The sequence below is a fragment of the Veillonella sp. 3310 genome (assembly GCF_003999875.1).
Taxonomy (GTDB): Bacteria; Bacillota; Negativicutes; order Veillonellales; family Veillonellaceae; genus F0422.
This window is the reverse complement of the sequence record NZ_RQVJ01000001.1, coordinates 687,047-701,805: the sequence shown is the minus strand read 5'-3', so window position 1 is coordinate 701,805 and position 14,759 is coordinate 687,047. Positions and strand designations below refer to the sequence as shown.

Here is a 14,759-nt window from a genome sequence, read left to right as displayed (position 1 = left end):
AGTAACAATGGCAGTAATTACTGATGTATACGCAAGAGAGATTATGGATTCCCGTGGCAATCCAACAGTAGAAGTAGAAGTATATTTAGAAGACGGTACGATTGGTCGTGCAGCGGTTCCATCTGGAGCATCCACTGGTCAATTTGAAGCGGTGGAATTGCGTGATAGTGAGTCTCCTCGTTACTTAGGTAAAGGCGTATTGCAAGCGGTAGCAAACGTGAACGACATTATTGGACCCGCTATTTTAGGATTTGATGCGTCTGAGCAAGTGGCGATTGACCGCATTATGATCGAATTAGATGGTACTCCTAATAAGGCAAAATTAGGTGCCAATGCAATTTTAGGTGTATCTATGGCGGTAGCTCGTGCAGCGGCTGAATCCTATGATTTACCATTGTTCCAATATCTTGGTGGTACAAATGCAAAAGAATTGCCAGTACCAATGATGAACATTTTAAATGGTGGGGCTCATGCAGATAACAACGTGGATATTCAAGAGTTCATGATTATGCCAATCGGTGCTACTAGCTTTATGGAAGCATTACGCTATTGTGCAGAAGTATACCATACATTGAAATCTGTATTGAAAGCAAAAGGCTTGGCAACTGGTGTAGGTGACGAAGGTGGTTTTGCTCCTAACTTAGGCTCCAACGAAGAAGCATTACAAGTCATTACAGAAGCTATTGAAAAAGCAGGTCTTGTAGTAGGTAAAGATATTGTTTTTGCTATTGATGCGGCATCTTCTGAGTTCTACAAAGATGGTAAGTATCACTTAGCTGGTGAAGGCAAAGTAAAAACAGCTGCTGAAATGGTAGAATACTATGCAGAACTTTGCGAAAAATATCCAATCTACTCTATCGAAGATGGCTTAGCAGAAGAAGATTGGGAAGGCTGGAGATTATTAACAGATCGCCTAGGTAAAACTGTTCAATTAGTAGGTGACGATTTATTCGTAACGAACACAGAACGCTTGTCCCGTGGTATCAAAGAAGATACAGCGAATGCGATCTTAATCAAAGTGAACCAAATTGGCACATTAACAGAAACGTTCGATGCTATTGAAATGGCAAAACGTGCAGGCTATACAGCTGTTATCTCTCACCGTTCTGGTGAAACAGAAGATTCCACAATTGCTGATATCGCAGTAGCAGTGAACGCTGGTCAAATTAAAACTGGTGCTCCAGCTCGTTCCGAACGCGTAGCGAAATACAATCAACTACTTCGCATTGAAGACATGTTGGCAGAAACGGCGCAATACCGTGGTAGCGATGTGTTCTATAACATCAAACGATAAAAGATATGAAAATGCAAAAAGGACCCTGTGGGGTCCTTTTGTGAAGAGTATTTATTGAATTATCTAGTTAAAACTGTTAGCTTACAGTTCACCTAATAAACTAGCAAAAAACTCCTCTGCAGATTGCACTTTTCCATTTTCTGCTTCTTGTAGCCCTTGTAAGAGAATTTTTTCTAGTTCATCTGGTGTGAAGTCAGTTGTAGAAAGTGGAGAACATGTGAGTTGTAGTTGTTCATAGAAGTTGATATCTTTCATAGGTAATTGCTCCTTTGGGTATGTAAAATACATGGAATATAAATTGACTAGATACTAGTTTGTGATATAATGTAGTTAAGAAAAGGAGAGCCATCAACGTGTGTTCGGCGTTAGGCTCATCTGAGGAATGAAAAAAGATGATACCTAACGTGTTGAGGAGTGGTAGTCCTCATGCGTTAGGTATTTATATTATAGCACTCGCTTTGTTTTATACAAAGCGTTTATTTTTTTCAAAAAATCCGTGAAAGACGATATATATAATCTGTGATATAATAGAAAAGATTAATGCTGAATGCATTCTATAGAATTTTAAGTAAAGGTGAAAGGATTAGGAAAGGAGGAGTAGGGTGTACAATAATTTTGAAGTGATTGGGGCATTTGCATTGTATTTAGGCCTCATGATGTACATCGGGGTATATTATTACCGCAAGTCTAATAGCTTAGACGACTATATTTTAGGAGGTCGCCAGCTAGGCCCCTGGATCACGTCCATGAGTGCGGAAGCCTCTGATATGAGCGGATGGATGTTGATGGGTTTACCTGGATTTGCCTACTCAACAGGGATATCGGCGTTATGGATTGCCATTGGTTTGGCATTAGGGACTTGGCTGAACTGGATATTCGTATCGAAACGATTACGCAATTATACAGAGGTAGCGAATAATAGTTTAACTATACCGGATTATTTGAAAAACCGTTTTCATGATACATCAAGAATTGTACCGGTTGTATCTGCTATCTTCATCGTTATTTTCTTTTTAATTTATACGTCTTCCGGATTCGTGGCAGGTGGTAAGTTATTTAATACTATCTTTGGCTTAGATTATATGACATCTCTCTTTATTACAGCAGGGGTAGTTATTTTCTACACCTTCTTAGGTGGTTTCCTAGCTGTAAGTTGGACGGACTGTATCCAAGGTATGATGATGTTCTTCGCCATCTTATTGGTACCGGTGACGGCAGCCATGTATTTAGGTGGTCCTGTGGAAACGGCGCAATTAATTGCTACGGAGTTCCCTGCAGGATTGTCCATTTGGGGACCAGAACAAGATACGTTCACTTTAGTGGTGGGTATCATTTCTAGTTTAGGCTGGGGTCTTGGTTACTTCGGTCAACCGCACATCTTAGTGCGTTTTATGGCGATTTCCGATGCGAAAGAATTGAAAAAAGCAACAAATATTGCCATGATTTGGGTAGTTATCTCCTTGTTGGCTGCGGTGGCGGTAGGTCTTGTTGGTAAAGTATATTTAACAACACCATTAGTAGATGCTGATGCAGAAACAGTATTCCTTGTGATGAGCGAGCATTTATTTAATCCATTTGTGGCAGGTTTGATTTGGTCCGCTGTATTGGCAGCAATCATGAGTACAGCGTCTGCGCAATTATTGGTAACAGCCTCTTCTGTGTCGCAAGATTTATATCGGAATGTATTTGCTCGTGATGCGGGAGACCGTGAATTGGTTATGGTTAGCCGCGCTACTGTATTGATCGTATCTGCCATTGCTATTGTGATGGCGGTGAATCCACAAAGCTATATCTTAACGATGGTAGCCTATGCATGGGCTGGATTCGGCGCTGCATTCGGTCCTGCTATCTTAATCTCTTTGATTTGGAAACGTATGACTCTGAAAGGTTGTATCGCAGGCATCTTAGTGGGTGGTATCACCGTTCTTGTATGGAAACAATTTGGTTGGTTCGGCTTGTATGAAATCGTACCGGGCTTCATCTTGTCTACCATTGCTATCTTTGTAGTTAGCTTATTAGACCATGAGCCAAGCAAAGAAATCCAAGCGGAGTTCGATGCATCAGAACAAATGCATATTTTATAATTACATACACATAGTAAACGAAATGTTGGGGCTACTCCGTTGAGAGTGGTGCCAACATTTTTTGTAAACGTATTGGACTATGTATCAATACGTATTGTATAAAGAGCGTAATGGTATGGTAATAGTAATTTAGGTAGATAGGTTTACGCCGTAGGCCATTACATCAAGTGAAGAGTAAAATAGCGTCGTAACAGTAGTGTAAGTGAATGCGGTAATAGTATGTTTATTCTAACTATTTGATGGTGATGATGATACAATAAAGAAATATGTAAACGAAATATCTATGAATCGGAAGTGCTCCTATATAAGGTGAATAATTAGTATGGAAGGCATTTAGTAGAAGTGGACTATCATGACAAATGACTGAGGGAAAGAAAGGATAGTTCTAGTTCAAACAGTTTATACTAACCCATAAAAATGGTATAATAAATAGATACGATTCGATTCGATTCGATGAATGTACTGTTAGAAAGGAGGAAAGACATATGGATGCTAGAGCATTACGAGCATTGCAACATTTTTATGGATATTCCAGTTTTCGTCCTGCTCAAGAGGTTCCGGTAACAGCTTTGTTAGAGAACCAAGATGTGCTAGGAATTATGCCTACGGGGGCAGGTAAATCAATTTGCTTTCAGATTCCTGCTATGTTAAAGGCGGGCATTACCATTGTTTTTTCTCCATTGATTTCCTTGATGCAAGATCAAGTGGATACGTTGAAAGAGCAAGGTATGCCAGCAGCTTATATGAACAGTACCCTCAGTCGAGAGGAACAAAATAAAATTCTCTACTACCTAAGGGAAGGTCGGATTAAATTATTATACTTGGCGCCAGAAAAATTAGAATCCGAAGGGTTTTGTGAGTTTCTAAGAGGACTACCGATTAGCCAAGTGATTATTGATGAAGCCCATTGTGTGTCACAATGGGGGCATGATTTTAGACCCTCTTTCACGGCTATAGGACCTTTTATTAAGAGCTTGCCACATAGGCCTGTGGTAGGGGCTTTTACCGCCAGTGCTACGGAAGAAGTAGAACGTGATATGAAACAGCTCTTAGGATTGGAGAATGCTCGTGTGCATATTACGGGATTTGATCGTCCTAATTTGGCCTTCTCTGTTATCCATGAAAGCAAGCGTATGGAATATGTACGGGATTATGTATTACACAATCCGAATGATGTAGGGATTGTCTATTGTGCTACTAGGGCGAATGTAGAAAAAGTATATCGTGAGCTGTTGCTATACGGCGTGAAAGCAGGCTATTACCATGGTGGCTTATCTGATGAAGAGCGTAAGTACCAACAGAACCGGTACGCCTTTGACGAAGTGCAGGTTATGGTAGCCACCAATGCATTTGGCATGGGTATTGATAAAAGTAATGTACGGTATGTGATTCATTACCAAATGCCACGAAATATGGAAAGTTATTACCAAGAGGCAGGCCGTGCTGGACGGGATGGAGCTCCTGCAGATTGTATTTTGCTTTACAATGGGCAAGATGTGGCAGTGCATCAATATATTTTGAGCCAAAGTGATTTACCACCAGAACGACAACGAATTGAGCGGAACATGCTCCAAGCTATGATCGATTATTGTCATACACCTATGTGTTTGCGCAAGTTTATGTTGTCCTATTTTGGTGAACAAGTGCCATGGGATCAATGCCATCATTGTAGTACTTGTGATGAACCGCGAGTGGCTGTGGATGTGACTGCCGAGGCGACTGCCGTATTACAGACGATTTGGAATACAGAAGAACGATATGGAGTGACCATGATTGCGGATATCTTGTGTGGGAATCGGACAGAGCGTATTGAGAAGTTTCGTTTACACCGTTTATCCGTATTTGGACAATTAAATCGCTGGACAGATAAAGATGTAAAAGGCTTTATTAAGCGTTTAATGGCGATGGGCTATGTCACCTCTTCGGGAGGGCAATATCCGATTCTGTCCGTTACGGAACAGGGCCATGAAGTATTGGTTGGACGTGTAACGGTAAAAGATGTGCCCATAGAAGTCGGAGAGCATCGACCATTACAAAAGCGTGGAAAGTCTAGTGTAGCCGGCGTGGCGAAAGCTACTAAAGAAAACTCTTTATTTGAGGCCTTACGTGTGCATCGATTGGAACTTTCAAAAACAGAAGGGGTAAAACCGTTTATGATTTTTTCAGATGCTACCTTATTGGATATGGTAGCAAAAGAACCATTGACATTAGGAGATATGGCGAATGTGAAAGGTGTAGGAGATATGAAATTGCGCAAATACGGCAATGAATTTTTGAAGGTCATAGCTAGGTTTAAAGGTAATATATAGCTATAGATACACATGTTGATAGATGTAAATGTAGATATACATTTAGAGGTAGATAGTAATATAAATAGAGTTTAGAGTATTTCCACATACAAGGAGGCATAGATGAGTTTAGCAGATACGCAATATTTACAGATTATAGAGAATATATTAGACCATGGATATTATGCTAACAATCGTACAGGTATTGCGACCTATAAATTACCGCATCAAGTGATGCAGTTTAATTTAGCAGAAGAATTTCCGATTTTAACTACGAAATTCGTGGCTTTCAAAACGGCCATTAAAGAATTGCTTTGGATTTGGCAATTACAATCTAATGATGTGCGCCAATTACAGGCCATGAATGTAAAAGTTTGGGATGAATGGATGCGTGAAGATGGTACGATCGGTAAGGCCTATGGGTACCAAATTGCCAAATATAAGCAGTTGGACAATTTATTGGATATGCTACAAAAGGATCCTCAAAGCCGTCGTATGATTGTGACCTTGTGGAATATTGAAGACTTGCCAGATATGGCCTTGCAACCATGCGCCTATGAAACGTTATGGGATGTCACTGATGGTCGCTTAAATTGTATGCTTGTACAACGCAGTGGGGATATGGGATTAGGTGTGCCTTTTAATACGGCTCAATATGCTGCATTAGTGCATATGATTGCTCAAGTTTCTGGATTAGAGCCAGGACAATTCACGCATGTCATCAATAATGCGCATGTGTATGAGAATCATGTAGAAGCCTTGCGTACTCAATTAGAGCGTAAGCACGAAGCCCTAGAGGCGCCGGTGTTACGATTAAACCCGGATGTTAAGAATTTCTATGATTTCAAACCAGAAGATATCACCTTAAAAGGTTATGAGCATTTAGGGAAGCTATCTATGACAGTGGCTGTGTAAGGAGTTTTATATGTTAGCAATGATTGTAGCAGTGGCTGCGAATGGCGTTATAGGTAAGGACAATCAACTGATTTGGCGCATTCCAGAAGATTTAGCATATTTTAAAAAACGCACTACTGGGCATGTTATCATAATGGGACGGAAGACATTAGAGTCTTTGCCATTTTTGTTGCCTAATCGTGAACATTGGGTCATTACGTCGCAATTAGATTACATACCACCCTATGAAGGTGTAAAAGTATTTCATAGTCCAACGGATGCGGTGCAGGCGGCGAAGGACTTAGACTTGGCGTACTGCATCGGAGGCGCTCAAGTGTATGCTAGCTTAGCGCCCTATGCAGATCGTTTGTATGTGACGGAATTACACCGAGCTTTCACAGGAGATGTGATATTTACGGAGCATACCAAGCCAGAATGGATAGAAGTAGAGCGTATACAAGGCGCAGGGCATGAGGGATTGTCCTATGATTTCGTAACGTATGAAAGGCGGAAATAGAATGGAAATACATGTAGTGATAGCCCAAGAATTAGGGGTAAAACCGCATCAAGTAGAAGCGGCTATTACTTTATTAGATGAGGGCAATACAGTACCCTTTATTGCACGGTATCGAAAAGAAGTGACTGGTGAGTTAAAAGATGAACAATTACGTGAAATCGAAGAGTATACGAAATATTTGCGCAATTTGTTGCAACGTAAAGAAGAAGTGACAAAATCTATCGAGGAACAGGGCAAATTGACGGAAGAATTGTCCTTAGCCATTACGAAAGCTATGAAATTACAGGAGTTAGAGGACTTGTATTTGCCGTTCCGTCCGAAAAAAAGAACTCGTGCTTCTATGGCGAGAGATAGAGGTTTAGAACCATTGGCACAGGCACTGTTCACAACGGCTACAGAAGAAGCGTTACGTCAACTAGGGGCAGAGTATCTTACTGAAGAAGTGCCGACTGTGGAAGATGCCTTACAAGGAGCGATGGATATTGTCGCAGAAGAAGCCAGTGAACGAGCAGATATTCGCCAATATTTGCGTAAAGTTATGTGGGAAACGGGACATATGAAAACAGAGCTTGTGGGCGAAGAAGAAGTAAACCAAGGATTCTTACAGTATAATGAAGAATATAAGGAACCAATTCGTCAAGTTCCATCCCATCGTGTATTGGCCATGAACCGAGGGGAAAGCTTGGGAGCCCTAAAAGTTAGCTTTGTGGTACCGGATGAAACGTTTATCCAATATATGGTAGACACCGTACAAGGCGACACTAGGGTAGAGCATTCGTATATCGCTGAAGCTATTGCTGATGGATATAAGCGTCTATTATATCCATCCTTAGAGCGTGAAACTCGAAATGCTATGACAGAGCAAGCAGAAGAGCAGGCTATCAAAGTATTTGGGACGAACTTGCGCAATCTATTACTGCAAGCACCTTTATCTGGACATGTCATCATGGGGTTAGATCCTGGATATCGTACAGGTTGTAAAATGGCTATTATCGATAGGGAAGGTAATGTCCTAGATTATGGAGCTTATTATCTTACGATGAGTGATAAACAAGCAGAGCGGGCCAAACAAGAATTAGCTAAGAAAATTCGCCAATATGGTGTTACCTTGATTTCTATCGGCAATGGCACGGCGTCTTATGAAACAGAGCAATTTACATCTGCCATGATTGCGGAAGAAGGATTAGATTGTCATTATATTATCACCAATGAAGCTGGTGCCTCTGTATACTCCGCTTCTAAGTTGGCTATTGAAGAATTGCCAGATTTAGATGTATCTATTCGTGGTGCTGTATCGATTGCGCGCCGTGTACAAGACCCATTGGCGGAATCCGTGAAAATTGACCCAAAATCAATTGGTGTAGGTCAGTACCAACACGATGTGAATCAAAAACAATTGGGTGCAACCTTGGATCAGGTGGTAGAAACGGTAGTTAACCATGTAGGGGTAGAGCTTAATACAGCCTCTCCAGCCATATTAAAACATGTGTCTGGTATTTCTAGTACAGTGGCGAATAATATCATTGCTTATCGCAAGGAACATGGAGCGTTTACAAGTCGTAAGCAATTGTTGAAAGTAGCTCGTTTAGGTCCTGCGGCCTTTACACAATGTGCAGGTTTCTTACGCATCGGTAAAGGGGAGAACCCTCTAGATGCGACGCCAGTTCATCCAGAGTCCTATGAGATTGCCCAAGGCGTGCTCACACAATTGGGCATGTCCTTAGAAGATTTGCGAGATAAAGCGACACTGGAAACGGCAAAGGCAAAACTGCAGGCGGTGGATGTAGAAGAGTTAGCGAAACAGCTAGATGCAGGTGTACCTACGGTGCGAGATATTGTAGAAGCCTTACAAAAACCAGGTCGTGATCCACGGGAAGATTTACCAGCACCGATGACTCGTAAACAAATTATGAGTTTGGAAGATATTCAGGTGGGCACCGTGGTAAAAGGAACCGTCCATAATGTGGTAGACTTTGGTGCCTTTGTAGACTTTGGTGTAAAAATCAATGGCCTTTTGCATAAAAGTGAGTTTTGCGCCTACCATGAACACCCATCTGATGTATTGGCAGTAGGAGATATTATCGAAGTGGAAATCATCTCTGTCGATGCGAAACGCAATCGTATTGGTTTATCTATGAAACGAGAAAAGCCAAAAGATCCAAACCGCCAAGGTCATAAACGTAATGGCGCTGGAAACGCTCGTCGAGATACACAACATAAAAATGGTGAACAACAAAAAGGCGAAAGACATCAGGCTCGAAATTCTAAAAACTCAAAAGGGAATCCTATGCGTGATAGAAATAAAGGCAATGGTGGAAGCCGTCGAGAAAAAGAGCAGGACCTAGGCGCTTTATTACAACAATGGGCTGACCGTGGAGGGCGTAAACGATGATATACATCATAAGTATGTTGACTTTCATGTTGGATCAAGTAGCAAAATGGTATGTACGCAGCCACTTTCGATTAGGTGAATCTGTACCAGTTGTACCTGATGTATTTCATTGGACCTATATTGTGAATCATGGGGCAGCTTTTGGCGTGTTGATGCACCAACGATGGATATTGTTATTAGTCGTGGTACTGTTGTTAGGCGCTATGTACGTAGGTCGTAAGAAATTAGCTACCGCTCCGTTATATGCGCGAATTGGTACAGGGACGCTCTTAGGTGGTGCCTTGGGGAATGCCTGGGACCGTGTGTACTTAGGTGGTGTGGTAGATTTCTTTGATTTCCGAGTATGGCCTATCTTTAATATTGCAGATATTGGTATTTGCATTGGTGTGCCTTTGTTGATTCTATATTTTTGGTCCTATGAAAGCCAGAAACAGTGAGGTAAATAATGGAAACAAAACAATATATAGTAGAGGCTCAAGATGAGGGTACACGATTAGATGTGTACCTCACGAAAGAGCTTGGTCAGTCACGTAGCTATGTACAATCTTTAGTGAAAGAGGGTCATGTACAAGTGAATGGCAAAATAGGGAAATCGAATTTGAAACTATCATCATCTAGCGAAGTTCTTGTGACCATCCCAGCGGTGCAGGAAGTAGAGGTAGAAGCAGAGAACATTCCACTGGATATTCTATTTGAAGATTCCCATATGATTGTCATCAATAAAGCGCGTGGTATGGTGGTACATCCAGCGGTGGGTAACCATTCGGGAACCTTGGTCAATGCACTTCTCTTTCATTGTAAAGATTTATCTGGCATTAATGGAGAAATTCGTCCTGGTATTGTGCATCGCTTAGATAAGGACACATCGGGTGTGATGATGGCAGCAAAGCATGATGAATCCCATTTGGGGTTAGCAGAGCAAGTGAAAGAACATAGTGCTACAAGAACCTATTATGCATTAGTACAAGGGAATATTGCAGAAGAAAAAGGGACCATCAAAGCACCTATCGGTCGTCATCCTAAAGATCGTATGAAAATGGCGGTGGTTTTTGAAAATAGTAAAGAAGCAGTGACCCATTTCCGTGTACTAGAACGATATGGCAAGCATACATTAATAGAATGCCAATTAGAAACGGGTAAAACGCACCAAATTCGTGTACATTTAGCGTATATTGGACATCCTGTGGTGAATGATCCATTCTACGGGTTCCGGAAAATGGACTTCCCTATTGTAGGGCAGGCTTTGCATTCTAAAACTTTATCTGTGAAGCATCCTATGACAGGAGAAGCATTACACTTTGAAGCGCCATTGCCGGAAGATTTTCTGGCATGTATTGAGTATGCGAAAGAGCATAATCGATAAGGAGTGATACTATGGAAGAACGTATCTTAATTGATGAAGCGGGTATGATGCGTGCCATTCGTCGGATTGGGCACGAAATTTTGGAGCGCAATAAAGGATTATCCAACGCCTTAATCATTGGCATTGAGCGCCGTGGTGTATACTTAGCAAAACGATTACAAGCTCAAATTGAGGCCATCGAAGGGATTCAAGTCGATGTAGCAACCATGGATGTTTCTTTGTATCGAGATGATCGTGGAGAGACTGCAAAGGAAGGAGTTCCTTTCACCATGGATACGACCGGGAAAGTCGTGATTCTTGTAGATGATGTGTTGTTCACAGGTCGTACGATTCGTTCTGCTTTGAATGCCCTTATGGATGCGGGTAGACCGAGTGCGATCCAATTAGCTGTATTAGTGGATCGAGGCCATCGAGAACTACCTATACGAGCTGACTATGTAGGGAAAAATATTCCTACGTCTCACTTGGAAACGGTGCAAGTTCGTGTGCACGAGGTGGATGGGGACGACAGTGTAGTGATTTTTTAGAAAGATGAGGAACAACCAATGCATGGTATGGGAACCATCCTTAATGTGGTGTTGATTATTTGTGGTAGCTTATTAGGGCTCTTTATTCGACACCGTATGAAAGATAATTTAAAAGAAACGCTCATGATGGTGTGTGGCATCATTATCCTTTTGTTAGGTATGAGTGGCACTATGCAATATATGCTAGTTATTGTTAGCGATAGTTTGCATACAACGGGCCCCATGATGATGATTATCTCAATGGTACTAGGGGCTATCATAGGAGAGCTTATCGACTTTGATCGTCGCATTACTGCCATTGGAGAATGGTTAAAGTTGAAAACAGGTAATAGCCGAGATCCACAATTTACGAATGCGTTTATTACGGCATCTATGACATTTACCGTAGGAGCTATGGGAGTTATTGGCTCTATTCAAGATGGTTTGACTGGTGACTACAGTACGATGGTTGTTAAAAGTATTCTAGATGGTATTATTGTGATGGTTATGGCATCCTCCATGGGAAAAGGGGCATTGTTCTCCTTTTTACCAGTGGGGATTACGCAAGGGATCATTACGGGGTTAGCACATTTGGCGGCACCTCTTATGACTCCAGAGGCGATTGATAATTTATCCTACGTAGGCTCTATCTTAATTTTCTGTGTAGGTATCAATGTATTGTGGCCTAATAAAATTCGAGTGGCGAACTTGTTACCGGCTATTTTTATTGCTATGCTGTTAACATTTTTGCCGATTACACTGTAAACGATAAGGGGACTACGAATAGACCTTATAGCATAGAGAAAAAAATGAGCGTAATATTCTATAAGGAATATTATAGATGTATTGCATGATAGAGGAAGGTTGAGTATGTGGTACTCACTTTCCTTTATTTTTTTATGAAAGTGAATTGAGCCTACTTAATCTATATCTAGCATTGCTAGAGATATCGGATTTTTGTGATGAATTATAAAGACTCTCAGCCAGTGACTATGGTAAAATGAGTATACATCTAGATGAATGATTTATAAGATACAGTGAAATGAGTATGAATTATATGTATACGTAGTTGATAGGGGCATAGATTAAAAGATGATAGCTGAGGTGTTAGTAGTGAATCAAGGGATACAAAAACAAAGAACTGTGGAAGATAAGCGCATGAAGGAATTAAAAACTGTGCGCAAGATGATAGAAATCTATTGCAAAGGGCAGCATGGATGTAAGTCCGGTGCTCTCTGTGAAAGCTGTGCAGAATTGATGCGCTATGCAGAATCAAGGGTAGAGCGATGCCCGCATATGGAAGAAAAAACATTTTGTGCTATGTGCAAAACACATTGTTACGCACCGACCTATCGGGAACGAATTAAAGAAGTCATGCGCTACAGTGGTCCTCGCATGTTGTGGATACATCCGATTATGACGATACGACACATATTATTAGGAAAAGGTCTGTTGAAATAATATGTGACAATAATATGTCATGAGAATTGTGACGTGTTAAAAATCAAGAGAAAACCTTTACACTATATCGAAAATTATAGTATACTATAGATAGACAAAAGAGCGCCCACAATAGGTTGCTCTTTTTTTACTGTAGGAGGCACGACATTCGTGAGGGAAACTCCTAAGCGTATATTGGGTATAGTTAAAGGGCGTATAACATGAAATTAAAAATTGTAGGATTACTAATCTTACTGGTCATTTCACTCGTAGTAGCTCCTCAATTTGGGGCTTCTTTTATACCGGTGTGGGATATGTACCAGGCATTTACCAGTCCGGTGCCAACAGATGAGATGAATATGTTGAGCACCATTGTGCAAGATATTCGATTGCCAAGGTTGTTGTATTCCGTGCTAACAGGGATTGGATTATCTTTAGTAGGGGTTCTAATGCAAACGGTAACACGAAATGCACTAGCCGATCCCTATGTACTAGGTGTCTCGTCAGGGGCTAGTACAGGGGCAGTCTTTGCTATCATTATGGGGGGCTTACCATTTTTGGCATCCTATAATGTGCCATTCTTTGCGGCTTTGGGAGCGGGTATTTCCATCTTGTTGGTGTTACTCTGTGTGGGACGTAGCCAAAGTCCAGTGAAATTAATTTTAATCGGCATGGGCATGACAGGTATTTTTTCATCCATTACGATGATGATCATTTATGGAGCGAAGCATGAAGCACAAGTACGAAGTGCTATGTTCTGGTTGCTCGGTAGTTTTGCAGGCATTCAGTGGAGAGACTTACCATTAACAGCCATTATCATTGGTTTGTTGATGCTCTATATGTACATGTATAAACAGGATTTTGATGTCCTCTTATTAGGGCAACAAGAAGCGAAGCAAATGGGCTTATCTGTGAAATCCTTGCAATTATCTATGGTCATCGTATCATCTGTGGCTATCGCTACCTTAGTAGCAAAAGTAGGGGTAGTAGGCTTTATGGGCCTTATTATTCCGCACTTGGCGCGCATGGTTGGGGGCCCTAAACATGGACGATTACTGATTTTTGCGCCACTCATTGGTAGTATTGTGATGATCTGGGCGGATGTACTTTCACGAGCTATGTATAGCCCCGAAGAAATTCCTATCGGAGTATTGACATCCTTACTAGGGGCACCGCTATTTATTTGGATTATTATGACGAGATACCGTCATCAAGGTTAGACAATAGGAGGGACTATGTACGAGGTAAATTCTTTGTCCTTTTCCTATGGAAAACGACAAATTTTAGATGATGTGAAGCTCAGCTTTCCTAAACATAAAATGACGGCTATCATTGGACCTAATGGTTGTGGTAAATCGACACTCCTTGGACATTTAAGTCAATTGCACCCCACCGATGCGATTACATTAGATGGTGTGCCTTTACAAACTATTGATGGCCCCACCTTTTCACGGAAAGTGGCAGTGCTAGCACAAATGCATGATGCTATGATTGATGATTTTTTAGTGAAAGATATTGTGCTTATGGGGCGATATCCTTATAAAAGTCATTTTGGAAATTATACATCAGAAGATGTTGCCATTGCCCAATCCTATATGGATCAAGTGGGGGTATCTCACTTGGCAGAAGAAGAAATGGGACATTTGTCGGGCGGTGAACGGCAACGGGTGTTCATTGCAAAAGCATTGACACAACAAACAGAGGTATTACTGTTAGATGAACCAACAAATCATCTAGACATGAAATACAAGGTAGCGCTTATGAAAGAATTGCAAAACTTTTCGGGTACAAGTATTGTAGTTCTCCATGACCTAAATCTAGCGGCGCGCTATTGTGATCACATCGTATTGATGAAAGATGGCAAAGTGTTAAAAACGGGGGCCCCACAAGAGGTGTTAACCCCAGAGTTGCTAGAGCCTATTTTTGAAGTGCCTTTCCATGTGTCTATGGAAGAGGGCGTGTATCATTTATATTACTAATT

At 41.2% G+C, this 14,759-nt stretch carries 14 protein-coding genes; 13 read left to right on the top strand and 1 reads right to left on the bottom strand.

Annotation, left to right across the window (positions count from 1 at the left end; translation table 11 throughout):
* Positions 1–7 precede the first annotated feature (7 nt).
* Complete coding sequence (gene eno / locus EO127_RS03400) at positions 8–1,294, top strand: phosphopyruvate hydratase (RefSeq protein WP_127448008.1); 1,287 nt, start codon at positions 8–10, stop codon at positions 1,292–1,294.
* Positions 1,295–1,375: 81 nt separating this feature from the next.
* On the opposite strand, the gene EO127_RS08700 is transcribed toward eno, so the two are convergent.
* Complete coding sequence (locus EO127_RS08700) at positions 1,376–1,549, bottom strand: hypothetical protein (RefSeq protein WP_164742268.1); 174 nt, start codon at positions 1,547–1,549, stop codon at positions 1,376–1,378.
* A 398-nt stretch (positions 1,550–1,947) separates the two neighbouring features.
* On the opposite strand from EO127_RS08700, the gene putP reads away from it, so the two are divergent.
* From putP to EO127_RS03340, 12 genes are all read left to right on the top strand, one after another.
* A complete protein-coding gene (putP, locus tag EO127_RS03395; protein WP_240645991.1) occupies positions 1,948–3,378 on the top strand; it encodes a sodium/proline symporter PutP in 1,431 nt (476 codons plus the stop codon).
* A gap of 485 nt (positions 3,379–3,863) precedes the next feature.
* A complete protein-coding gene (recQ, locus tag EO127_RS03390; protein ID WP_127448006.1) occupies positions 3,864–5,687 on the top strand; it encodes a DNA helicase RecQ in 1,824 nt (607 codons plus the stop codon).
* Between the two features lie 102 nt (positions 5,688–5,789).
* The gene (locus EO127_RS03385) at positions 5,790–6,581 is read left to right on the top strand and encodes a thymidylate synthase (RefSeq protein WP_127448005.1); all 792 of its coding nucleotides are present in this window, start codon (positions 5,790–5,792) and stop codon (positions 6,579–6,581) included.
* A gap of 10 nt (positions 6,582–6,591) precedes the next feature.
* Positions 6,592–7,077, top strand: coding sequence for a dihydrofolate reductase (locus tag EO127_RS03380; RefSeq protein ID WP_127448004.1), 486 nt, complete (start codon positions 6,592–6,594; stop codon positions 7,075–7,077).
* Between the two features lies 1 nt (position 7,078).
* Complete coding sequence (locus EO127_RS03375; protein WP_127448003.1) at positions 7,079–9,469, top strand: Tex family protein; 2,391 nt, start codon at positions 7,079–7,081, stop codon at positions 9,467–9,469.
* Entirely contained in the window at positions 9,466–9,906 is a 441-nt protein-coding gene (gene lspA, locus EO127_RS03370) for a signal peptidase II (protein WP_127448002.1), read from the top strand. Before EO127_RS03375 ends, lspA begins: the two co-directional genes overlap by 4 nt.
* Before the next feature lie 8 nt (positions 9,907–9,914).
* Positions 9,915–10,832 (top strand): RluA family pseudouridine synthase, encoded by a 918-nt coding sequence (locus EO127_RS03365; protein WP_127448001.1) that lies wholly within the window; start codon positions 9,915–9,917, stop codon positions 10,830–10,832.
* Between the two features lie 11 nt (positions 10,833–10,843).
* On the top strand, positions 10,844–11,359 hold the full coding sequence (gene pyrR, locus EO127_RS03360; protein ID WP_127068619.1) for a bifunctional pyr operon transcriptional regulator/uracil phosphoribosyltransferase PyrR: 516 nt from the start codon (positions 10,844–10,846) through the stop codon (positions 11,357–11,359).
* An 18-nt stretch (positions 11,360–11,377) separates the two neighbouring features.
* Entirely contained in the window at positions 11,378–12,103 is a 726-nt protein-coding gene (locus EO127_RS03355) for a DUF554 domain-containing protein (RefSeq protein ID WP_127068620.1), read from the top strand.
* Positions 12,104–12,451: 348 nt separating this feature from the next.
* On the top strand, positions 12,452–12,799 hold the full coding sequence (locus EO127_RS03350) for a nitrous oxide-stimulated promoter family protein (RefSeq protein ID WP_256359601.1): 348 nt from the start codon (positions 12,452–12,454) through the stop codon (positions 12,797–12,799).
* 200 nt (positions 12,800–12,999) lie between these two features.
* Positions 13,000–13,998 (top strand): iron ABC transporter permease, encoded by a 999-nt coding sequence (locus tag EO127_RS03345; protein ID WP_127447999.1) that lies wholly within the window; start codon positions 13,000–13,002, stop codon positions 13,996–13,998.
* 15 nt (positions 13,999–14,013) lie between these two features.
* Complete coding sequence (locus tag EO127_RS03340; protein ID WP_127447998.1) at positions 14,014–14,757, top strand: ABC transporter ATP-binding protein; 744 nt, start codon at positions 14,014–14,016, stop codon at positions 14,755–14,757.
* Positions 14,758–14,759 lie beyond the last annotated feature (2 nt).